Raw genomic sequence first — 21,424 nt, forward strand, 5'->3', positions numbered from 1 at the left:
CAGCATGCGGAGGTTATTGTTTCCTTATAAATCCTACAGTTGCTATAATTACATGAAAGAGTGTTTCTGCGGATGCTGAAAATTGGTCATAATACATACTAATGAAGAAATGAACGAAGGAGGTTCCATATGTCATATGTTAATGAACTCAAATCAAAGCACGGCGGTTTAACCGCACATATTGTAAAAACAGAAAAATTCAAAACCGTCTCGCTTATTTTTAAGATGCTTGCGCCGCTGACAAAGGATCAAGTCACCAAAAGAGCGCTTCTCCCGCATGTGCTTCTTCGCGGAACGAAAAGCCATCCGAAAACCGCAGAATTGCGTTCATATTTGGATGAGCTGTACGGCACGTCAGTATCGGCTGATCTTACGAAAAAAGGAGAGCGGCACGTCATTACGTTCAGGCTTGAAATTCCGAATGAAAAATATTTAAAAGACCAAACGCCGCTACTTGAGAAAGGGCTCCAGCTTCTCGCAGAAATCGTCTTTTCACCTGCTTTGGAGGGAGACGCTTTTCAGTCACAATATGTGGCTCAAGAAAAACGGACGCTTAAGCAAAGAATCCAAGCCGTCTATGATGATAAAATGCGCTATTCGAATTTAAGGCTGATACAGGAAATGTGCAAAAATGAGCCTTACGCGCTTCATGTCAATGGTGAAATCGACGATGTCGATGACATTACGGCAGAGCAATTATACGAAACATACCAAAGCGCTATCCAAAAAGACCAGCTTGATTTATATGTAGTTGGCGATGTGGACAGTAACCAGGTACATTCGGCAATTGATAAGTATTTCAAAACAGAAGAGCGAACTCTTGGCACGATTGAAAACAATCACGCTGATGAAAAAGTTCAGCCAAAAGAAGTAATTGATGAAGAGGATGTCAAGCAAGGAAAACTGAATATCGGCTACCGCACCAGCATCACTTATACAGATCAGGATTATCCTGCTTTACAAGTGTTTAACGGATTGTTCGGCGGATTCTCTCATTCTAAACTTTTCATTAATGTTCGGGAAAAAGCCAGTCTTGCTTACTACGCGGCTTCCCGTATAGAAAGTTTTAAAGGCTTGTTAATGGTGATGTCAGGCATTGAAGTAAAAAATTATGAACAGGCTGTTTCGATTATTGCTGAGCAATTCCAGGCAATGAAAAATGGCGATTTCAGTGAGCAGGATATAGCACAGACAAAGGCCGTCATTCGAAATCAAGTGCTGGAAACGATTGATACAGCATACGGTTTATCTGAGTTTTTATATCAGCAGGCCGCTGCTCAAGTCGAGATTCCTATCGAAGACTTTCTTGCCAATATTGAGAATGTCACAAAAGAGGATATCATTAAAGCCGGCGAAAAGATTCAGCTTGATACGACTTATTTCTTAAAAGGGACGGAGGGTGCATCTTGATCAAACCAATCGAATATGAACAGCTTCAGGAGACGCTGTATCATGAAAAAATGTCCAACGGCCTCGATGTTTACGTTTTGCCGAAAAAAGGCTTCAACAAGACATATGCGGTCTTTACAACAAAGTACGGCTCGATAGATAACCGGTTTGTCCCTTTAGGTAAAAACGAGATGGTTCACGTGCCGGACGGGATTGCTCACTTTCTTGAGCACAAGCTGTTTGAGAAAGCGGACGGAGACGTTTTTCAAGATTTCAGCAAACAGGGAGCTTCTGCCAATGCGTTTACGTCATTTACAAGAACGGCTTACCTTTTCTCAAGCACATCAAATGTTGAACGCAATTTAGAGACGCTTATCGATTTCGTACAGGACCCATATTTTACTGAAAAAACGGTTGAAAAAGAAAAAGGGATTATCGGGCAGGAGATTAATATGTACGACGATAACCCTGATTGGAGGCTTTACTTCGGGGTCATTGAAAACATGTACAAAGAGCATCCTGTCAGAATTGACATAGCGGGAACAGTGGAAAGCATTTCACATATTACAAAAGACCTTCTTTATGAATGCTATGAAACGTTTTATCACCCGAGTAACATGCTCCTTTTCATTGTCGGACCTGTAGATCCTGAAGCGATTATTTCTCAGGTAAGAGAAAACCAGGAGAAAAAGCCGTATACCGATCAGCCGGAGATCAAACGAGAAGAAGTGAAAGAGCAAGAAGCGGTTTTCCGAAAAGAAAAAGAGATCAAAATGAACGTGCAGGGACCGAAATGTCTTGTCGGGCTGAAATCCAAAAAGCCGTTTAAATTAGGCAAAGAGCTCTTAAAGCATGAACTTTCAATGAACTTATTGCTTGAAGCTCTTTTTGGCAAAAGCTCTGCCCAGTATGAATCACTTTATGAAAAAGGATATATTGACGAAACGTTTAGCTTTGATTTTACTGCTGAATATGGGTTCGGTTTTGCGGCGATCGGCGGAGATACGCCTGAGCCTGATCAATTGGCTGAAGACATTTCAAGCATGCTTTTGCGCGCCGGTGAACTGATTACTGCTGAAAAGATTGAACTTGCCAGAAAGAAAAAGATCGGCACATTCTTAAAAGCGCTGAATTCCCCTGAATACATCGCCAATCAATTTACCCGTTATGCGTTCTTGGATATGAGCCTGTTTGACGTTGTAACGGTACTCGAGCAGATTACCCTCGAGGATGTCCAGAACGTAATACAAGAGGAAATCGCTGCAGACAGGCTGACTGTCTGCAAGGTTGTTCCTAAATCATAAACAAAACATCCCTCCAGTGTGAGGGGTGTTTTTCTGCGGAAAGAAGGAAAGAGAATGAACAAAACAGCACTAATCACCGGAGCAAGCGGCGGCATTGGCAAAAGCATCAGCGAAACCCTTGCGGCTAAGGGGTACAATCTGCTGCTGCATTACAATACAAATCAAAATGCGGCAGCGGAGCTTGCTGAAAAACTAAGTGAGATGTTTGGCGTAAATACGGAGATATTACAAGCTGATCTGTCCGCGCAAGATGGAGCAGATAAGCTGACAAGTTCAATTGTTCAGCCGGTTGATGCGATTGTTTTAAACAGCGGACGAAGCCATTTTGGGCTGATTACGGATGTAGATAACGCAACGGTTCAGGAAATGGTTCAGCTTCATGTAGCGAGTCCGTATATGCTGACGAGAAACCTTCTGCCAGGCATGATTCGGAATAAATCGGGAGCGATTGTGGCTGTCAGCTCGATTTGGGGAGAGACTGGAGCATCCTGTGAAGTGCTGTACAGCATGGCAAAAGGAGCTCAGCATTCGTTTGTAAAAGGATTGGCTAAGGAGCTGGCGCCAAGCGGAATCAGAGTAAACGCCGTAGCGCCGGGCGCAGTTGATACAAATATGATGAATCAATTTACCCCGCCTGAAAAAGAAGAGATCGCTGATGAGATTCCGATCGGCCGGCTGGCCCGGCCGCAAGAAATTGCGGATGCAACAGCTTTTCTCCTGTCTGAAAAAGCGTCATATATCACCGGCCAAATTCTGTCGGTGAATGGCGGCTGGCACTGCTGATCCGAAAATATTCGGTGTATAGTTTCTTTTGCGAAGGACACAATAATCTTGTAACTTCACATGAAATGGAGGAAACAAGCATGTCAGTATTAGAAAACTGGGATAGCTGGAAAAACTTCCTTGGCGACCGTCTGAACTATGCGCAAGATAAAGGTATGAGCCAGGATACGATTACAGATCTTGCGACAGAAATCGGCAGCTACTTGGCTAATGAAGTGGAATCTAAGAACGAGCAGGAAAAAGTGCTGGCAGATCTTTGGAGTGTAGCATCAAAAGATGAACAGCACGCCATTGCCAATATGATGGTTAAGCTTGTTGAAAATAACAGCACTCACTAGGAAGAGAGGGGATTTTTCCTCTCTTTTTTATGTTTTCCTCATCACAGCAACATTCTTCTTTCTAATTAGAGAAAAATGCTTTATGATAAAGGAAGGTAAAATTTTGCCACAATGAAGGGGGTATATCATTTGGCAAAGCTCGAATGGTATTTTGAATATGAAATTCAAGTGAACCGCCCCGGACTGCTCGGGGATATTTCATCTCTTCTTGGGATGCTTTCTATCAACATCGTAACGATAAACGGCGTCGATCTTTCCAGAAGGGGAATGCTCCTCAGGTGCCGCCATATAGATCAAATTAAACGATTAGAATCAATCTTAAAAACGATGGAAACAATTAAAGTAACGAAGCTTAGAGAACCGAGGCTTCGCGACCGTCTTGCCGTACGCCACGGCCGTTATATTCAACGGGATGCCGATGACAAGAAAACGTTCCGCTTTGAACGGGACGAGCTTGGCTTATTAGTCGATTTTATGGCCGAATTGTTCAAAAAAGAAGGCCATAAATTAATCGGAATCAGAGGTATGCCGCGTGTCGGGAAAACGGAATCGATTGTAGCCTCTAGTGTGTGTGCGAGCAAAAGGTGGCTGTTTGTGTCATCAACCTTGCTGAAGCAGACGATAAGAAGCCAGCTGATTGCCGATGAATACAGCACTGAAAATGTCTTTATCGTTGACGGAATTGTGTCAACACGAAGAGGGTCAGAACGCCATCTCCAGCTGGTCCGAGAAATCATGCGGCTGCCTGCAACAAAAGTGGTGGAGCATCCGGACATATTCGTTCAAAATACAGAGTATACACTAGATGACTTTGATTATATTATTGAACTGAGAAATGACCCTGATGAGGTTATTACATATGAACATGCCGAGGAACCCCAAATGTTTGATCAATCCGGGTTTTCAAGCTTTGATTTTTAAAATTGGAAGGTGTTTGTTGTGACTGAACTAGGAATCCGGCTCAAAGAAGCCAGAGAGGAAAAAGCAATGTCATTGGATGATCTCCAAGCGGCAACAAAGATTCAAAAAAGGTATTTAACCGCCTTGGAGGAAGGAAACTATGACATTATTCCGGGGAAGTTTTATGTTCGGGCATTCATCAAGCAATATGCAGAAGCCGTTGGGCTTGATGCGGATCAGCTGTTTGAGGAGCATAAAAAAGATATCCCTAATACGTATCATGATGATGTGTCTGAAAAGATCTCCGGCATGAATCTTCAAAAGGAAATGCCAAAGCCAGCATCTAAGGCGCTGGAGCTGCTGCCAACAATACTTGTTATTCTCGGCGTGATTGTCGTGATTGCCATTGTGTACGCGATCATTCAATTTGCCAATCACAAAAACAGTGATGATCACAATGCGGCATCAGAAAAAGCAATTACGCAAAGTGAGAGCAAGTACGAAATCCCTAAAGATTCAACGCTGAAAGAGAATCAAAATAACAGCTCTGAAAAAGAGACAGACACTAAAAAAGAAACGAAAGAAAACGAAGATAAGAAAAAAGAAAATGACAGTGAGAAGCTGGAGATTAAAGCTGCTGGCACTGAAGGATCGTTAACGACTTATGAAGTGTCCGGCGCTGATAAAATCGAGCTGGAACTGAAGGCATCAGACAGCTCCTGGATTCGAGTGCGCGATGAAAACAGCAGCTCTTTAAAAGAAGGAACGCTGAAAAAAGACGAAACCTATAAAAAAGACATAACTGATCAGAAACAAGTTGATATCCGCACCGGATATGCACCTAATCTGAAAATAAAAATCAACGGTAAGGTTCTTTCATATGAACTTGATCCGAAAAAAGTGATGGCACAAACCATAAAGATTGTAAATAAAAAGGAAGAAAAGTCATCTTAATTACCAGATGACTTTTCTTCACGTCCGAGTATGAAATTGGAGGGGCTTTATGTTTAACTTACCAAATAAAATCACACTAGCTAGAATCGCATTAATCCCAATCTTCATGATTATCATGCTGGCGCCGTTTGACTGGGGCAGGCTCGAAGTTGGAGACGAATCCATCCCGGTCGCACATTTGGCGGGGGCCATTCTATTTATTATTGCATCTACAACAGACTGGGTGGACGGGTATTATGCCCGAAAATTGAATCTCGTAACAAACTTCGGGAAATTTCTTGATCCGCTTGCGGACAAACTGCTCGTATCCGCAGCGTTAATTATCCTTGTTCAATTTGATCTCGCTCCAGCTTGGATGGTCATTGTGATTATCAGCAGGGAGTTTGCCGTGACAGGTTTAAGGCTTGTTTTGGCCGGAACAGGAGAAGTCGTAGCTGCTAACATGCTTGGTAAAATCAAAACCTGGGCACAGATTATTGCGGTATCCGCATTGCTTCTTCATAATCTTCCATTTGAACTTGTGTCATTCCCGTTTGCGGACTTGGCGCTGTGGGTAGCCGTCTTCTTTACTGTCGTTTCAGGCTGGGAATATTTCTCTAAAAACTGGGAAGCGTTAAAAACATCTAACTAAGAAAGAAGGACTTCGTCATGGAATTTCCAAAAAAAGCAGAAATAATTGCAGTCGGTTCAGAGCTGCTGCTTGGCCAAATCGCCAATACAAATGCTCAATTTATCAGCAAACAGCTCGCTGAAATCGGGGTCAACGTATTTTATCATACAGCGGTCGGAGATAACCCGGAGCGGCTGAAGCAGGTCATCCGCATTGCTGAAGAACGCTCTGACTTCATTATTTTTTCAGGAGGGCTTGGACCCACAAAAGATGATCTGACGAAAGAAACGATTGCAAATACGCTGGGACGTCCGCTTGTGTTAAATGATGAGGCATTCCAATCCATTGAGGACTATTTCAAACGAACAAAACGCACGATGTCACCTAATAACCGAAAACAGGCGCTTGTGATCGAAGGCTCTGACGTGCTGGCGAATCACTTTGGAATGGCCCCGGGAATGCTCACAGAGCATGAATCGCGCTATTATATGCTTCTTCCTGGACCGCCGAGCGAATTGCGTCCAATGTTTGAAAACGAGGCAAAGCCTCTTCTACTGAAAAAGATGGGTTCAAATGAAAAAATTGTGTCAACTGTTCTTCGCTTTTTCGGTATCGGTGAATCTCAGCTTGAAGCCGATTTGGAAGATATTATTGATGCACAAACCAATCCGACAATTGCGCCTTTGGCGGCTGATGGAGAGGTGACGCTGCGTCTGACAGCCAAACACGCCGATGAAAAGGAAACAGAGCGTCTGTTAAAAGAAACAGAGGCCGTTATCTTAGAGCGTGTAGGTGAATTTTTCTATGGTTACGATGATACTTCTCTTGTAAAAGAGCTATCTATAGCGTGTAAGGAAAAAGGCATTACAATTTCTGCGGCAGAAAGCTTTACCGGAGGGCTGTTTTCTGAATGGCTGACGGATCATAGCGGTGCCTCAACATTATTTGCCGGGGGCGTTGTTTGCTATACAAACGACGTGAAGCAGAATGTGCTTGGTGTCAAGAAGGAAACATTAGATCGTTTTGGGGCGGTCAGCAAGGAATGCGCATCCGAACTGGCTAAGGGTGTTCAAAAACTCACTGGCAGCGATATCGGCATTAGCTTTACTGGTGTAGCAGGACCTGATGCTCAAGAAGGGCATGAGCCTGGGCATGTGTTTATCGGCATTTCCGCAAACGGTAAAGAAGAGGTTCACGAGTTTCACTTTGCGGGCTCCAGAACGGGGATCAGAAAACGCGGCGCTAAATACGGCTGCCATTTAATCTTAAAGCTTTTAGAGCAAAAATAATATTTTCAGCACATTATCCTCCTAAGAAAACATGATTTCTCTGATACATTATGATATTTTGATAGGAATCACGCTAAGAAAAAATCCGAATATGCGTTCGCTTTTTTCTTGGCAAATCCCTTCAAACAGGGTATAGTATATGTAGTGGTAACATAAAGGAGGAAAAAATAGAATGAGTGATCGTCAGGCAGCCTTAGATATGGCTCTTAAACAAATAGAAAAACAGTTCGGCAAAGGTTCCATTATGAAACTGGGAGAAAAGACAGATACAAGAATTTCTACTGTCCCAAGCGGCTCCCTAGCTCTTGATACAGCACTGGGAATTGGCGGATATCCTCGCGGACGGATTATTGAAGTATACGGTCCTGAAAGCTCAGGTAAAACAACTGTGGCGCTTCATGCGATTGCTGAAGTTCAGCAGCAGGGCGGACAAGCCGCGTTTATCGATGCGGAGCATGCGTTAGATCCGGTATACGCGCAAAAGCTGGGTGTTAACATCGAAGAGCTTTTACTGTCTCAGCCTGACACAGGCGAGCAGGCGCTTGAAATTGCGGAAGCATTGGTTCGAAGCGGGGCAGTTGACATTGTCGTTGTCGACTCTGTAGCCGCTCTCGTTCCGAAAGCGGAAATTGAAGGCGACATGGGAGATTCTCATGTCGGTTTACAAGCACGCTTAATGTCTCAAGCGCTTCGTAAGCTTTCAGGGGCCATTAACAAATCGAAGACAATCGCGATTTTCATTAACCAAATTCGTGAAAAAGTCGGTGTTATGTTCGGGAACCCGGAAACAACTCCTGGCGGCCGTGCGTTGAAATTCTACTCTTCCGTGCGTCTTGAAGTGCGCCGTGCTGAACAGCTGAAACAAGGCAACGACGTAATGGGGAACAAAACGAAAATCAAAGTCGTGAAAAACAAGGTGGCTCCGCCGTTCCGTACAGCCGAGGTTGACATTATGTACGGAGAAGGCATTTCAAAAGAAGGCGAAATCATTGATCTAGGAACTGAACTTGATATCGTGCAAAAAAGCGGTTCATGGTACTCTTATGAAGAAGAGCGTCTTGGCCAAGGCCGTGAAAATGCAAAACAATTCCTGAAAGAAAATAAAGATATCATGCTGATGATCCAGGAGCAAATTCGCGAACATTACGGCTTGGATAATAACGGAGTAGTGCAGCAGCAAGCTGAAGAGACACAAGAAGAACTCGAATTTGAAGAATAAAAATAAAATAAGTTTCAAATGATACAAAAGGCTGAGTGAAAAACTCAGCTTTTTTGTATTTTGCAAAAAAATGATAAAAATATTGCTTTTTTTGACAACTTTTTTAGGGCTTTATTCGTCTAACAAAACGTGTGCAAAATGGAATTTATTTTGGGAGGAAAAAATGAATGACAAGCCCAACCCGCAGAAGAACTGCGAAACGCAGACGGAGAAAACTAAATAAAAGAGGAAAACTGTTGCTTGGTCTTTTAGCAGTGATGGTTTGCATTACGATTTGGAATGCTCTTCATCGAAATAGTGAAGAAAACGAGCCATCTCAAGAAACTGCAGCGGTTTCAAATACCGATCAGAAAAAAGAGGTCAAAAAGAAAACTGCCAAAAAATCAGAGGAACAAATCAAAACAGTGGATCGAAATCAAAAAATCAGCAATTATTTAGAAGAGATCGGTTTCAGCGGAACAGCCATGATTGTCAGAAATGGAGAAATCGTAACAAATAAAGGTTTTGGCTATGCTGACCGTAAACACTATATTCAAAATAATCCATTGACATCTTTTTATGTCGGTTCATCACAAAAAGCGCTGATTGCAACTGCTATTTTGCAGCTTGAGGAAAAGGGGAAACTTCAGACAAGTGATCCGGTAAGCACGTATTTACCTCATTTTCCTAACGGACAAACGATTACTTTGAAGAATCTGCTTACACATACATCGGGGATAAACGGACATATTGAAGGAAACGGCGCCATTACTCCGGACGATTTAATAAAAGACATAGAACTTCAGGGAATCAAACGTCAGCCGGGCGTATGGGACTACAAGGATTCCAACTATTCTGTTCTCGCTTATATTATTGCTGAAGTAAGCGGTGAGCCCTATGAACAGTACATAAAGAATCATATTTTTAAACCTGCGGGAATGAAGCATGCAGGCTTTTACAAAACATATGAAAAAGAACCTTATCCTGCTGTCGGGTATAAGATGGAGGGCAGCAAAACAGTTACACCGTATATACCTGATCTATCCCAGCTGTATGGAGCCGGTGATATTTATATGAGCGCTATAGATATGTACAAATTTGACCAAGCGCTGATAGACGGAAAACTGTATTCGCAAAAAAGCTATGAAAAGATGTTTACGCCAGGGAGCAGCTCCACATACGGCATGGGATTTTATGTTGATCCCGGAAGCTATTCAAACCATGGTGTTATGCCGGGCTTCAATATCTTGAACAGCTTTAGCAAATCTGGGCAAACCATTGTTATTTTGTTCTCAAACATTCAAAATAATGCTAAATTGGGCCAAGTGAACAATAAAATATACCAGCTTCTAAATCAAGAATGATTGGCGATCTTCTTTTGGATGAATTGCATTCGGCACGTGAAAAGACGACTGGCCTGCAAACGTTAAGATGGCAAGCTTGACAAGTATTTCCGACACATTTACAATGAAGTTGTAACATTTGTTTTTTTAACATGATTGTTAAACCATTTAAACTTGACAAGGGCGATGAACACACTCATTCCCTGTGAAGGTTCTGTATGTTGAGAAAACTAGACAATGTACATGCCGACACTTTTTAAGCAACAACCAAGTTCATAGCAAGAGGAGGTGAAAGTATGACCCCAATTATGATGGTTCTCATCTCCATTTTGCTGATTCTACTCGGTTTAGTTGTTGGCTACTTTGTTCGTAAAACCATTGCCGAAGCGAAAATTGCGGGCGCACGCGGTGCAGCCGAGCAAATTCTTGAAGATGCGAAGCGTGATGCTGAAGCACTGAAAAAAGAAGCTCTGCTTGAAGCAAAGGATGAAATCCACAAACTTCGAATAGATGCTGAACAGGAAGTTCGTGAAAGACGAAATGAGCTTCAAAAACAAGAAAACCGTTTACTCCAAAAGGAGGAAAACCTTGATCGCAAACATGAGGGAATTGATAAACGGGAAGCGATGTTGGAGAAGAAAGATCATTCTCTGAATGAACGACAACAACATATTGAAGAGATGGAAAGCAAAGTGGATGAGATGATTCGTATGCAGCAGTCTGAGTTGGAACGAATTTCGAGTCTAACTCGTGACGAAGCGAAACAAATCATTCTTGAGCGGGTTGAAAACGAGCTTTCACATGACATCGCCATCATGACAAAAGAAACTGAAAACCGTGCGAAAGAAGAGGCGGATAAGAAAGCGAAAAACATTCTTTCACTCGCCTTACAGCGCTGCGCAGCGGACCACGTTGCCGAAACAACGGTATCAGTTGTCAATCTTCCAAATGATGAGATGAAAGGACGTATCATCGGACGGGAAGGGCGTAACATTCGTACGCTTGAAACGCTGACAGGAATTGACCTGATTATTGATGATACGCCTGAAGCTGTCATTCTTTCCGGATTTGATCCGATCAGACGTGAGACAGCCAGAATTGCTCTTGATAAACTCGTTCAGGATGGCCGTATTCATCCGGCACGGATTGAAGAAATGGTTGAAAAATCTCGCCGCGAGGTCGATGACTATATTCGTGAGATGGGTGAGCAAACGACATTTGAGGTTGGCGTTCACGGCCTCCATCCAGATCTCATCAAGATCCTCGGCCGCTTAAAGTTCCGTACAAGCTACGGTCAAAATGTGCTTAAGCATTCCATGGAAGTCGCATTCTTGGCCGGTCTAATGGCATCGGAGCTTGGTGAAGACGCAAAGCTTGCTAAACGTGCGGGTCTTCTTCACGACATCGGGAAAGCAATTGACCATGAAGTAGAAGGAAGCCACGTTGAAATCGGGGTAGAGCTTGCGACCAAATATAAAGAGCACCCAGTCGTGATTAACAGTATTGCATCACACCACGGGGATGAGGAGCCGACTTCCATTATCGCTGTGCTGGTAGCTGCAGCAGATGCGCTTTCTGCTGCAAGACCAGGCGCAAGAAGTGAGACGCTCGAGAATTATATTCGAAGACTTGAAAAACTCGAAGAAATTTCTGAGTCCTACGAAGGTGTTGAAAAATCATTTGCCATTCAGGCTGGACGCGAAGTGCGTATTATGGTGAAGCCGGATTCAATTAATGATCTTGAGGCTCATCGACTGGCGCGAGATATCCGCAAGCGAATTGAGGACGAGCTCGATTATCCAGGTCATATTAAGGTGACAGTAATCAGAGAGACTCGAGCCGTAGAGTATGCAAAATAAAGTGATGCGCTAAGCATCACTTTATTTTTTTGACGGCAAGGAATTTTCAAGAAGAAAGGATTTACAAAATGAGAATTTTATTTATCGGAGATGTTGTCGGTTCACCGGGCCGTGACATGGTCAAAGAATATGTACCAAAGCTAAAAACAAAATATAAGCCTCACTTTACCATTATTAATGGTGAAAACGCCGCACATGGAAAAGGCCTGACGGAAAAAATTTATCACAGCTTAATCCAGTCCGGCGCAGATGCAATCACAATGGGGAACCACACATGGGACAAAAAAGAAATATTTGATTTTATAGATGACGTTCCGAACTTGGTTCGCCCGGCAAACTTTCCTGAAGGAACACCGGGGAAAGGGATCACATATGTGAAAGCAAACGGCAAAGAACTAGCAGTTATTAATTTGCAGGGACGTACGTTTTTGCCGCCGCTTGATGACCCGTTTTTAAAAGCGGATGAATTGATCGCAGAAGCTGCGAAAAGAACACCGTACATTTTTATCGACTTTCATGCCGAAGCGACAAGTGAAAAGCTCGCACTTGGCTGGTATGCGGATGGAAGGGCGTCGGCTGTAGTAGGAACTCATACACACGTGCAAACAGCGGATAACCGCATTTTGCCGAAGGGAACGGCATATATTACTGATGTGGGAATGACTGGCCCGTATGACGGTATACTGGGGATGGACAGAGAGACGATTATTAAGCGGTTCAAAACGAACCTTCCAGTCCGGTTTACTGTCGCTGAAGGAAAAACAACGCTCAGCGGAGTTGTCATTGACATTGACGATCAAACGAAAAAAGCCGTGAAAATTGAGCGTATTTTAATCAACGATGATCACATGTTCTTTGAATAGTTGAACATATGGTTATTTTATAAAAATATTAAAAAGAAAAGCAGGAATATAGCAACTCCTTAGTGAATATAGTAAAAATGGAAGGTAGCCCGCTATTTTTGAAAAGCATTGTGGGGATGGCTTTTTGGATAGCAACATCTAATAATGATTGTTCTAATGAACACTCACTTATCCATTGTAAAACTAAGGGGGAGCAGAAATGGAAATCTTAAAAGTTTCAGCAAAATCGAGTCCAAATTCAGTGGCAGGTGCGCTTGCAGGCGTGTTGAGAGAGCGAGGAGCCGCCGAGATTCAAGCGATCGGAGCGGGTGCATTAAACCAGGCTGTAAAAGCTGTGGCGATTGCCAGGGGATTTGTGGCGCCTAGCGGCGTTGATTTGATTTGTATTCCGGCTTTTACAGATATTCAAATCGATGGGGAAGAAAGAACAGCGATTAAATTAATCGTGGAGCCTCGCTAAAAACAAATAAAGCATTCTCAACCTGTTTGCGTAATGCAAACAGGTTGTTTTTCATTTATTGTGATATTTTCTCCCGATAGTATTTTTAGCACATAAATGAGCGAATATACAAAATCAGAAATGAGCTAAAACGTTTCAAAAAAAATTCCCGCCCATTTTTCAAGACAGATACTTTTGTCCTTCTGGAAAAGACAGTGCTGTTTACGCTTATTCCATATCATGGTACAATCCGAATATAACAAGAATTTTTCAAGGAGGATTGTACATGCAGAGTGGAAAGATGAAAGCTCTAATGAAAAAGGACGGGGCGTTCGGTGCTGTACTGACTGAAGTTCCCATTCCTGAGATTGATAAACATGAAGTCCTCATAAAAGTGAAAGCCGCTTCCATATGCGGCACGGATGTCCACATTTATAATTGGGATCAATGGGCACGTCAGAGAATCAAAACACCCTATGTTTTCGGCCATGAGTTCAGCGGCATCGTAGAGGACGTGGGAGAGAATGTCAGCAGTGTAAAAGTGGGAGAGTATGTGTCTGCGGAAACACACATTGTCTGTGGTGAATGTGTCCCTTGCGTAACAGGAAAATCTCATGTGTGTACCAATACTGCTATAATCGGAGTGGACACGGCAGGCTGTTTTGCGGAGTATGTAAAAGTTCCAGCTGATAACATTTGGAGAAATCCCGCTGATATGGACCCGTCGATTGCTTCCATTCAAGAGCCTTTAGGAAATGCAGTTCATACCGTACTCGAGAGCCAGCCTGCAGGAGGAACGACTGCAGTCATTGGATGCGGACCGATTGGTCTTATGGCTGTTGCGGTTGCAAAAGCAGCAGGAGCTTCTCAGGTGATAGCGATTGATAAGAATGAATACAGGCTGAGGCTTGCAAAACAAATGGGAGCGACTTGTACTGTTTCTATTGAAAAAGAAGACCCGCTCAAAATTGTAAGCGCTTTAACGAGTGGGGAAGGAGCAGATCTTGTTTGTGAGATGTCGGGTCATCCCTCAGCGATTGCCCAAGGTCTTGCGATGGCTGCGAATGGCGGAAGATTTCATATTCTCAGCTTGCCGGAACATCCGGTGACAATTGATTTGACGAATAAAGTGGTATTTAAAGGGCTTACCATCCAAGGAATCACAGGAAGAAAAATGTTTTCAACATGGCGCCAGGTGTCTCAGTTGATCAGTTCAAACGTGATCGATCTTGCACCTGTTATTACCCATCAGTTTCCGTTAGAGGAGTTTGAAAAAGGTTTCGAACTGATGAGAAGCGGCCAGTGCGGAAAAGTAATTTTAATTCCATAAAGGGGGATAAACATGACGAAGGAATTTGAGTTTTTAAAAGCAGATCTTGATAGTATGAAAGAAAACCATACATGGCAAGACATAAAACAGCTTGAATCTATGCAGGGCTCATCTGTCACAGTGAATCACCAAAAAGTCATTCAGCTATCTTCTAATAATTACCTCGGATTCACTTCACATCCTAGACTCATCAACGCCGCACAGGAGGCCGTTCAGCAGTATGGAGCCGGCACCGGATCAGTGAGAACGATTGCCGGTACATTTACAATGCATCAAGAGCTTGAGAAAAAGCTGGCAGCCTTTAAAAAAACGGAGGCGGCACTTGTATTCCAATCAGGCTTCACAACAAACCAAGGCGTACTTTCAAGTATTCTATCAAAAGAGGACATTGTCATCTCAGATGAATTGAACCATGCCTCTATTATTGACGGAATTCGACTGACAAAGGCGGATAAAAAGGTGTATCAGCACGTCAATATGAGTGATTTAGAGCGGGTGCTGAGAAAGTCAATGAATTATCGGATGCGTCTGATTGTGACAGACGGCGTATTTTCCATGGATGGCAACATAGCTCCTCTGCCTGATATTGTAGAGCTCGCTGAGAAATATGACGCATTTGTGATGGTGGATGACGCCCATGCATCCGGAGTACTTGGCGAAAACGGCAGGGGAACGGTGAATCACTTCGGCCTTGACGGCAGAGTTCATATTCAGGTCGGAACATTAAGCAAGGCAATCGGAGTGCTCGGCGGCTACGCTGCAGGTTCAAAGGTGCTGATCGATTATTTGCGCCATAAAGGCCGTCCATTTTTATTCAGCACATCTCATCCGCCGGCTGTCACTGCAGCTTGTATGGAAGCAATTGATGTCTTGCTTGAAGAGCCGGAGCATATGGAGCGCTTGTGGGAGAATACTGCCTATTTTAAAGCAATGCTTGTGAAAATGGGTTTGACTCTCACAGAGAGTCAAACGCCGATTCTTCCTATTTTAATAGGTGATGAAGGTGTGGCAAAGCAATTTTCAGATCAGCTCCTTTCTCACGGTGTTTTTGCCCAAAGTATCGTTTTCCCGACTGTAGCAAAGGGAAAAGCCAGAATTCGCACGATTATAACAGCAGAGCACACCAAGGATGAACTGGATCAGGCGCTTGATGTCATCGAAAAGACGGCAAAGGAGCTCCAGCTATTGTAACAAGAGGAAGAGTTTACTCTTCCTCTTTTGATTCCTTATTGATTATTATTCTCAATGAGTGTACAATGATAGGTTGCCAGTTGTGCAGAGCTTCAATAACCTTTATACTGAAGGGTGGAAGTTTGGTTTGAAAGGAGAAAATATGACATGAATGAAAAACAAAAATTAGAGAGCGGACAAGTTAATCCATCGGACAAAAAATCCGAGAAGGATTACAGCAAGTACTTTGAAGCTGTTTACATTCCGCCTTCTTTAAAAGACGCGAAAAAACGAGGCAAGGAAGCCGTTACTTATCATAATGACTTTAAAATTTCTGAACAATTTAAAGGATTGGGAGACGGAAGAAAGTTCTATATCCGTACGTACGGCTGCCAAATGAATGAACACGATACAGAGGTTATGGCAGGGATCTTTATGGCGCTAGGTTATGAAGCGACAAACTCTGTTGACGATGCCAATGTCATTTTGTTAAATACATGCGCAATCCGTGAAAATGCTGAGAACAAGGTGTTTGGTGAGCTCGGGCACTTAAAAGCACTGAAAAAAAACAATCCCGATCTGATTTTAGGTGTGTGCGGCTGTATGTCCCAAGAGGAATCAGTCGTGAACCGTATTTTGAAAAAACATCCGTTTGTCGATATGATTTTCGGAACGCATAACATTCATCGCCTGCCGGAGCTTTTGTCAGAAGCATACCTTTCAAAAGAAATGGTTGTAGAAGTTTGGTCTAAGGAAGGGGACGTTATTGAAAACCTTCCGAAAGTCCGAAATGGAAAAATTAAGGGCTGGGTCAATATCATGTACGGCTGTGACAAATTCTGTACGTATTGCATTGTGCCTTACACACGCGGAAAAGAAAGAAGCCGCCGCCCTGAGGATATCATTCAGGAAGTGAGAAGGCTCGCAAGTGAAGGCTATAAGGAAATTACTCTGTTAGGCCAAAACGTAAACGCGTATGGAAAAGACTTTGAAGATATGACGTACGGACTTGGTGATTTGATGGATGAACTGAGAAAAATCGATATCCCGAGAATCCGTTTTACAACGAGTCATCCGCGCGACTTTGACGACCGCCTCATTGAAGTGCTGGCAAAAGGCGGAAATCTGCTTGATCACATTCATCTTCCGGTTCAATCAGGAAGCTCAGAAGTTCTCAAGCTGATGGCCCGCAAATATGACAGAGAGCGTTACATGGAGCTGGTGCGAAAAATTAAAGAAGCAATGCCAAACGCTTCTTTGACAACGGACATTATCGTCGGATTTCCAAATGAAACGGACGAACAGTTTGAAGAAACGCTTTCTCTATACCGTGAAGTGGAGTTTGACAGCGCCTATACGTTCATTTACTCTCCGCGTGAAGGCACTCCGGCTGCTAAGATGAAAGATAATGTACCGATGCGTGTGAAAAAAGAACGCCTGCAGCGTCTAAACGCACTGGTGAATGAAATTTCTGCTAAAAAAATGAAGGAATACGAAGGCAAGGTTGTCGAAGTATTAGTTGAGGGTGAAAGCAAAAATAACCCTGATATTCTTGCGGGCTATACTGAAAAAAGCAAGCTTGTCAATTTCAAAGGGCCGAAGGAAGCCATCGGCAAAATCGTCCGCGTGAAAATCCAGCAAGCGAAAACATGGTCGCTTGACGGAGAAATGGTAGGAGAAGCAATCGAGGTGAAATGAGATGACGCTCTACTCAAAAAAAGACATTGTGCAGCAGGCTCGAAACCTTGCAAAAATGATTTCTGAAACAGAAGAGGTTGATTTTTTCAAACGGGCTGAAGCGCAAATCAATGAGAATGACAAAGTGTCCACAATCGTTAATCAGATTAAAGCCCTGCAAAAGCAGGCTGTCAATCTGAAGCATTATGAAAAGCATGAAGCGCTCAAACAAGTAGAAGCAAAAATTGACGCGCTGCAAGAAGAGCTTGAAGAGATTCCTGTTATCCAGGAATTCAGAGACTCGCAGATGGAAGTAAATGACCTATTGCAGCTCGTTGCACACACCATTTCCAACCAAGTCACAAATGAAATCATCACATCAACCGGAGGCGACCTGCTGAAAGGGGAAACCGGTTCAAAGGTGAAGCATTCAAATAACAGCTGTTCTCTCTAAACACGGTGCCTTAACAGGCCCGTGTTTTTTTTTATCATTTGTGCGGTTAAAAATGAACTAAATAATCTATGTACCAAATGTTCAATTGGTTTTTCTGTGCTCAGCCGCGTATAAACTTTATCGCACTTATAAGTAAAGTTTCTAGGCACCCCTGCATACAATGGAACAGAAACTTTGTATTTTTATATTTTATTTATAAAAATGCACACTAGACAAATGCCCAGCATAAGATAACACGAAGAAGAACAAGGAGGCATGCCGGAATGTCTGAATACAGGGAAATTATTACGAAGGCAGTAGTAGCGAAAGGCCGAAAATTCACCCAATGCACCAACACCATCTCGCCTGAGAAAAAACCGAGCAGCATTTTGGGTGGTTGGATTATTAACCACAAGTATGACGCTGAAAAAATTGGAAAAACGGTAGAAATTGAAGGGTATTATGATATAAACGTATGGTACTCTTACGCGGACAACACAAAGACAGAGGTTGTCACAGAACGGGTAAAATATGTAGATGTCATTAAACTCAGATACAGAGACAATAATTACTTAGATGATGAGCATGAAGTGATTGCCAAAGTGCTTCAGCAGCCAAACTGCCTTGAAGTGACCATTTCGCCGAATGGAAATAAAATCGTTGTGCAGGCAGAAAGAGAATTTTTGGCGGAAGTGGTAGGGGAAACAAAGGTAGTTGTTGAGGTCAATCCTGACTGGGAAGAGGATGACGAGGAAGATTGGGAAGATGAGCTTGATGAAGAGCTTGAAGACATCAACCCGGAGTTTTTAGTGGGAGATCCTGAAGAATAAAAAAGGGACTAGGGGAGACAGTACCCCCAAGTCTCTTTTTTATATTGATATATCATTCTTTTATCACTTTTTGTTTATGTTATAATGAAGGTTGGAAAATAGAAACGTTGATACATAGTGAGGGATTAAACAATGGCCGGTTATACGCCTATGATACAGCAATATTTAAAAATAAAGGCAGAGCACCAGGATGCCTTTTTATTTTTTCGCCTGGGTGATTTTTACGAAATGTTTTTTGAGGACGCCAAAAAAGCGTCACAGGAGCTGGAAATTACGTTAACGAGCAGAGACGGCGGTGCGGCTGAAAAAATACCGATGTGCGGTGTGCCGTATCATTCTGCTTCCGCGTATATCGAACAGCTTATTAAAAAAGGATACAAAGTGGCGATCTGTGAACAGACGGAAGATCCGAAAGCCGCAAAGGGCGTTGTGAAAAGAGAAGTGGTTCAGCTGATTACGCCCGGAACTGTAATGGACGGCAAAGGCATCCATGAATCGGAAAATAATTTTATCGCATCTGTTTCAACTTGCTCGAACGGATACGGACTTGCGCTGTCTGATTTAACAACGGGAGAAAATTTGGCTGTTTTGATTGAACGGCTTGAAGACGTCATATCAGAAATTTATTCAGTCGGCGCACGGGAAATCGTGGTTTCAGGAAGCTTGGATGCCGATACAGTGGCACAACTGAGAGAGCGGTGCGGTGCAACGATCTCAATTGAAGATGGAGAAACAGACGAACACGTAACGATCATTGAGCACTTAAATAATGAAGATATAACAAAAACATTTATGCGCTTATATACGTATTTGAAAAGAACCCAAAAGCGCAGCCTTGATCATCTTCAGCCCGTGCAGGTGTATGAGCTTGAGGAAGCGATGAAAATTGACTTGTACTCAAAGCGTAATCTGGAGCTGACCGAAACGATTCGTTCGAAAAATAAAAAAGGCTCCCTTTTGTGGCTGCTGGATGAAACAAAAACGGCAATGGGAGGCCGGCTGCTTAAACAGTGGATTGACCGGCCGCTTATCAGAGTCAATCAAATCGAAGAGCGCCAAGAAATGGTGGAAACATTGATGTCCCATTTCTTTGAACGGGAAGATCTGCGTGAACGTTTAAAAGAAGTGTATGACTTAGAACGCCTTGCCGGCCGCGTTGCATTCGGAAATGTCAATGCCCGGGATTTGATTCAGCTGAAGGAATCGTTAAAGCAAGTTCCTGGCATCAAACAGCTGGTTGCTTCACTGGCTCATGACAAGGCCAAGGAACGTGCAGAGCGCATTGACCCTTGCGGGGATGTACTTGAACTGCTGGAAGAAGCGCTGTACGAAAACCCTCCTTTATCGGTAAAAGAAGGGAATCTGATTAAAGATGGTTATAATCAAAAGCTTGATGAATATCGTGATGCAAGCAGAAACGGAAAAGACTGGATTGCCCGCCTGGAACAGCAGGAGCGGGAATACACAGGCATTCGTTCTTTAAAGGTTGGCTTTAATAAAGTTTTCGGTTATTACATTGAAGTGACAAAAGCAAATTTGCACTTGCTTGAGGAAGGGCGTTATGAGCGGAAGCAGACGTTAACCAATGCAGAGCGCTACATTACACCTGAATTAAAAGAAAAAGAAGCGCTCATTTTAGAGGCGGAAAATAACATCTGTGAGCTGGAGTACGAGCTGTTTACCGAGCTGCGCGAGAAAGTGAAGCAGTATATTCCGCGGCTACAGTTGCTTGCAAAACAGATGAGCGAGCTGGACGCACTGCAATGCTTTGCGACAATCAGTGAAAATCGCCACTACACGAAACCGGAGTTCTCTAAAGATGAAGTCGAAGTGATTGAAGGCAGACACCCGGTTGTTGAAAAAGTCATGGACAGCCAGGAATATGTCCCGAACAACTGTATGATGGGCGATAACAGACAAATGCTTCTCATTACAGGTCCAAACATGTCAGGGAAAAGCACGTATATGAGACAAATCGCGCTCATTTCCATTATGGCGCAAATCGGCTGCTTTGTACCCGCGAAAAAAGCGGTGCTCCCGATTTTCGATCAAATTTTTACGCGAATCGGCGCTGCAGATGATTTGATTTCCGGACAAAGTACATTTATGGTAGAAATGCTTGAAGCGAAAAATGCGATTGTCAATGCGACGAAAAACAGCCTCATCCTGTTTGATGAAATCGGGCGGGGAACGTCCACTTATGACGGCATGGCGCTGGCACAGGCGATTATTGAATATGTTCACGATCATATCGGCGCCAAGACGCTGTTCAGCACACACTATCACGAGCTGACCGTTCTAGAGGACAAGCTGCCCCAGCTGAAAAACGTTCATGTTCGCGCTGAAGAATATAACGGAACGGTTGTCTTTCTTCATCAAATTAAAGAAGGTGCCGCTGATAAAAGCTATGGTATCCATGTAGCTCAGCTTGCCGAACTGCCGGGAGATCTGATTGCGCGCGCTCAAGATATTTTAAAAGAGCTTGAACATTCAGGAAACAAACCGGAAGTGCCGGTGCAGAAACCTCAGGTGAAAGAAAAGCCGGCACAGCTGTCCTTTTTTGACGAAGCGGAAAAGCCGGCTGAAACACCAAAGCTTTCAAAAAAAGAAAAGCAAGTGATCGATGCTTTCAAATCACTTAATATACTTGATATGACACCGCTTGAAGCGATGAATGAAATGTACAAGCTGCAAAAGAAATTACATTAAAACGGG

19 protein-coding genes are annotated in these 21,424 nt (G+C 43.2%); all 19 read left to right on the plus strand.

What is annotated here, in order from left to right; all coding sequences use genetic code 11:
- The first annotated feature begins 129 nt into the window (after nt 1-129).
- The 19 genes from yfmF (at nt 130) to mutS (ending at nt 21,418) form a co-directional block, all read left to right on the plus strand.
- A complete protein-coding gene (gene yfmF, locus ACFVP7_RS09665) occupies nt 130-1,410 on the plus strand; it encodes an EF-P 5-aminopentanol modification-associated protein YfmF (protein WP_046160415.1) in 1,281 nt (426 codons plus the stop codon).
- Nucleotides 1,407-2,693 carry an EF-P 5-aminopentanol modification-associated protein YfmH gene (gene yfmH / locus ACFVP7_RS09670; protein WP_015252075.1) on the plus strand — a complete coding sequence of 429 codons (1,287 nt, stop codon included), beginning with the start codon at nt 1,407-1,409 and terminating at the stop codon, nt 2,691-2,693. The genes yfmF and yfmH overlap by 4 nt, the downstream gene beginning before the upstream one ends.
- A gap of 54 nt (nt 2,694-2,747) precedes the next feature.
- Nucleotides 2,748-3,476 carry an elongation factor P 5-aminopentanone reductase gene (gene ymfI / locus ACFVP7_RS09675; RefSeq protein WP_396583169.1) on the plus strand — a complete coding sequence of 243 codons (729 nt, stop codon included), beginning with the start codon at nt 2,748-2,750 and terminating at the stop codon, nt 3,474-3,476.
- 80 nt (nt 3,477-3,556) lie between these two features.
- The gene (locus ACFVP7_RS09680) at nt 3,557-3,814 is read left to right on the plus strand and encodes a DUF3243 domain-containing protein (protein ID WP_003245199.1); all 258 of its coding nucleotides are present in this window, start codon (nt 3,557-3,559) and stop codon (nt 3,812-3,814) included.
- Nucleotides 3,815-3,943: 129 nt separating this feature from the next.
- A complete protein-coding gene (locus ACFVP7_RS09685; protein WP_003220998.1) occupies nt 3,944-4,735 on the plus strand; it encodes a YmfK family protein in 792 nt (263 codons plus the stop codon).
- 66 nt (nt 4,736-4,801) lie between these two features.
- Nucleotides 4,802-5,668 carry a cell shape determination protein RodZ gene (rodZ, locus tag ACFVP7_RS09690; RefSeq protein ID WP_010886511.1) on the plus strand — a complete coding sequence of 289 codons (867 nt, stop codon included), beginning with the start codon at nt 4,802-4,804 and terminating at the stop codon, nt 5,666-5,668.
- A gap of 49 nt (nt 5,669-5,717) precedes the next feature.
- The gene (pgsA, locus tag ACFVP7_RS09695; protein ID WP_003244753.1) at nt 5,718-6,299 is read left to right on the plus strand and encodes a CDP-diacylglycerol--glycerol-3-phosphate 3-phosphatidyltransferase; all 582 of its coding nucleotides are present in this window, start codon (nt 5,718-5,720) and stop codon (nt 6,297-6,299) included.
- 17 nt (nt 6,300-6,316) lie between these two features.
- The gene (locus ACFVP7_RS09700) at nt 6,317-7,567 is read left to right on the plus strand and encodes a competence/damage-inducible protein A (protein ID WP_144531009.1); all 1,251 of its coding nucleotides are present in this window, start codon (nt 6,317-6,319) and stop codon (nt 7,565-7,567) included.
- A 172-nt stretch (nt 7,568-7,739) separates the two neighbouring features.
- Complete coding sequence (gene recA / locus ACFVP7_RS09705) at nt 7,740-8,786, plus strand: recombinase RecA (protein WP_003245789.1); 1,047 nt, start codon at nt 7,740-7,742, stop codon at nt 8,784-8,786.
- A gap of 167 nt (nt 8,787-8,953) precedes the next feature.
- Nucleotides 8,954-10,129: a serine hydrolase domain-containing protein gene (locus ACFVP7_RS09710; RefSeq protein ID WP_341116515.1), complete on the plus strand. Its 1,176-nt coding sequence runs from the start codon at nt 8,954-8,956 to the stop codon at nt 10,127-10,129.
- Nucleotides 10,130-10,404: 275 nt separating this feature from the next.
- Nucleotides 10,405-11,967 carry a ribonuclease Y gene (gene rny, locus ACFVP7_RS09715; RefSeq protein WP_003221010.1) on the plus strand — a complete coding sequence of 521 codons (1,563 nt, stop codon included), beginning with the start codon at nt 10,405-10,407 and terminating at the stop codon, nt 11,965-11,967.
- 68 nt (nt 11,968-12,035) lie between these two features.
- Nucleotides 12,036-12,830, plus strand: coding sequence for a 2',3'-cyclic-nucleotide 2'-phosphodiesterase (gene ymdB, locus ACFVP7_RS09720; protein WP_029726483.1), 795 nt, complete (start codon nt 12,036-12,038; stop codon nt 12,828-12,830).
- Between the two features lie 199 nt (nt 12,831-13,029).
- On the plus strand, nt 13,030-13,290 hold the full coding sequence (gene spoVS / locus ACFVP7_RS09725; RefSeq protein WP_003154135.1) for a stage V sporulation protein SpoVS: 261 nt from the start codon (nt 13,030-13,032) through the stop codon (nt 13,288-13,290).
- Nucleotides 13,291-13,555: 265 nt separating this feature from the next.
- A complete protein-coding gene (tdh, locus tag ACFVP7_RS09730; RefSeq protein WP_076457704.1) occupies nt 13,556-14,599 on the plus strand; it encodes an L-threonine 3-dehydrogenase in 1,044 nt (347 codons plus the stop codon).
- A 12-nt stretch (nt 14,600-14,611) separates the two neighbouring features.
- Entirely contained in the window at nt 14,612-15,790 is a 1,179-nt protein-coding gene (locus ACFVP7_RS09735) for a glycine C-acetyltransferase (protein ID WP_133953826.1), read from the plus strand.
- A 147-nt stretch (nt 15,791-15,937) separates the two neighbouring features.
- Nucleotides 15,938-17,467, plus strand: a complete 1,530-nt coding sequence (gene miaB, locus ACFVP7_RS09740; RefSeq protein ID WP_014664026.1) for a tRNA (N6-isopentenyl adenosine(37)-C2)-methylthiotransferase MiaB — start codon at nt 15,938-15,940, stop codon at nt 17,465-17,467.
- A gap of 1 nt (nt 17,468) precedes the next feature.
- A complete protein-coding gene (gene ricA, locus ACFVP7_RS09745) occupies nt 17,469-17,900 on the plus strand; it encodes a regulatory iron-sulfur-containing complex subunit RicA (RefSeq protein ID WP_003231834.1) in 432 nt (143 codons plus the stop codon).
- A gap of 263 nt (nt 17,901-18,163) precedes the next feature.
- Nucleotides 18,164-18,709, plus strand: coding sequence for an outer spore coat protein CotE (gene cotE / locus ACFVP7_RS09750; RefSeq protein ID WP_003231833.1), 546 nt, complete (start codon nt 18,164-18,166; stop codon nt 18,707-18,709).
- A 132-nt stretch (nt 18,710-18,841) separates the two neighbouring features.
- Nucleotides 18,842-21,418: a DNA mismatch repair protein MutS gene (gene mutS, locus ACFVP7_RS09755; RefSeq protein WP_396583170.1), complete on the plus strand. Its 2,577-nt coding sequence runs from the start codon at nt 18,842-18,844 to the stop codon at nt 21,416-21,418.
- The last annotated feature ends 6 nt before the right edge of the window (nt 21,419-21,424 follow it).

It is taken from the genome of Bacillus sp. SG20033, assembly GCF_044570195.1.
Taxonomy (GTDB): domain Bacteria; phylum Bacillota; class Bacilli; order Bacillales; family Bacillaceae; genus Bacillus; species Bacillus subtilis.

Excerpts from the sequence above, each read along its gene's own strand:
- rny (WP_003221010.1), top strand. The coding sequence starts at position 10,405 with ATGACCCCAATTATGATGGTTCTCATCTCCATTTTGCTGATTCTACTC.
- rodZ (WP_010886511.1), top strand. The coding sequence starts at position 4,802 with ATGTCATTGGATGATCTCCAAGCGGCAACAAAGATTCAAAAAAGGTAT.
- miaB (WP_014664026.1), top strand. The coding sequence starts at position 15,938 with ATGAATGAAAAACAAAAATTAGAGAGCGGACAAGTTAATCCATCGGAC.
- mutS (WP_396583170.1), top strand. The coding sequence starts at position 18,842 with ATGGCCGGTTATACGCCTATGATACAGCAATATTTAAAAATAAAGGCA.
- ymdB (WP_029726483.1), top strand. The coding sequence starts at position 12,036 with ATGAGAATTTTATTTATCGGAGATGTTGTCGGTTCACCGGGCCGTGAC.
- cotE (WP_003231833.1), top strand. The coding sequence starts at position 18,164 with ATGTCTGAATACAGGGAAATTATTACGAAGGCAGTAGTAGCGAAAGGC.
- recA (WP_003245789.1), top strand. The coding sequence starts at position 7,740 with ATGAGTGATCGTCAGGCAGCCTTAGATATGGCTCTTAAACAAATAGAA.
- yfmF (WP_046160415.1), top strand. The coding sequence starts at position 130 with ATGTCATATGTTAATGAACTCAAATCAAAGCACGGCGGTTTAACCGCA.
- ricA (WP_003231834.1), top strand. The coding sequence starts at position 17,469 with ATGACGCTCTACTCAAAAAAAGACATTGTGCAGCAGGCTCGAAACCTT.
- ACFVP7_RS09710 (WP_341116515.1), top strand. The coding sequence starts at position 8,954 with ATGACAAGCCCAACCCGCAGAAGAACTGCGAAACGCAGACGGAGAAAA.
- pgsA (WP_003244753.1), top strand. The coding sequence starts at position 5,718 with ATGTTTAACTTACCAAATAAAATCACACTAGCTAGAATCGCATTAATC.
- ymfI (WP_396583169.1), top strand. The coding sequence starts at position 2,748 with ATGAACAAAACAGCACTAATCACCGGAGCAAGCGGCGGCATTGGCAAA.
- ACFVP7_RS09700 (WP_144531009.1), top strand. The coding sequence starts at position 6,317 with ATGGAATTTCCAAAAAAAGCAGAAATAATTGCAGTCGGTTCAGAGCTG.
- ACFVP7_RS09680 (WP_003245199.1), top strand. The coding sequence starts at position 3,557 with ATGTCAGTATTAGAAAACTGGGATAGCTGGAAAAACTTCCTTGGCGAC.
- tdh (WP_076457704.1), top strand. The coding sequence starts at position 13,556 with ATGCAGAGTGGAAAGATGAAAGCTCTAATGAAAAAGGACGGGGCGTTC.
- ACFVP7_RS09735 (WP_133953826.1), top strand. The coding sequence starts at position 14,612 with ATGACGAAGGAATTTGAGTTTTTAAAAGCAGATCTTGATAGTATGAAA.
- spoVS (WP_003154135.1), top strand. The coding sequence starts at position 13,030 with ATGGAAATCTTAAAAGTTTCAGCAAAATCGAGTCCAAATTCAGTGGCA.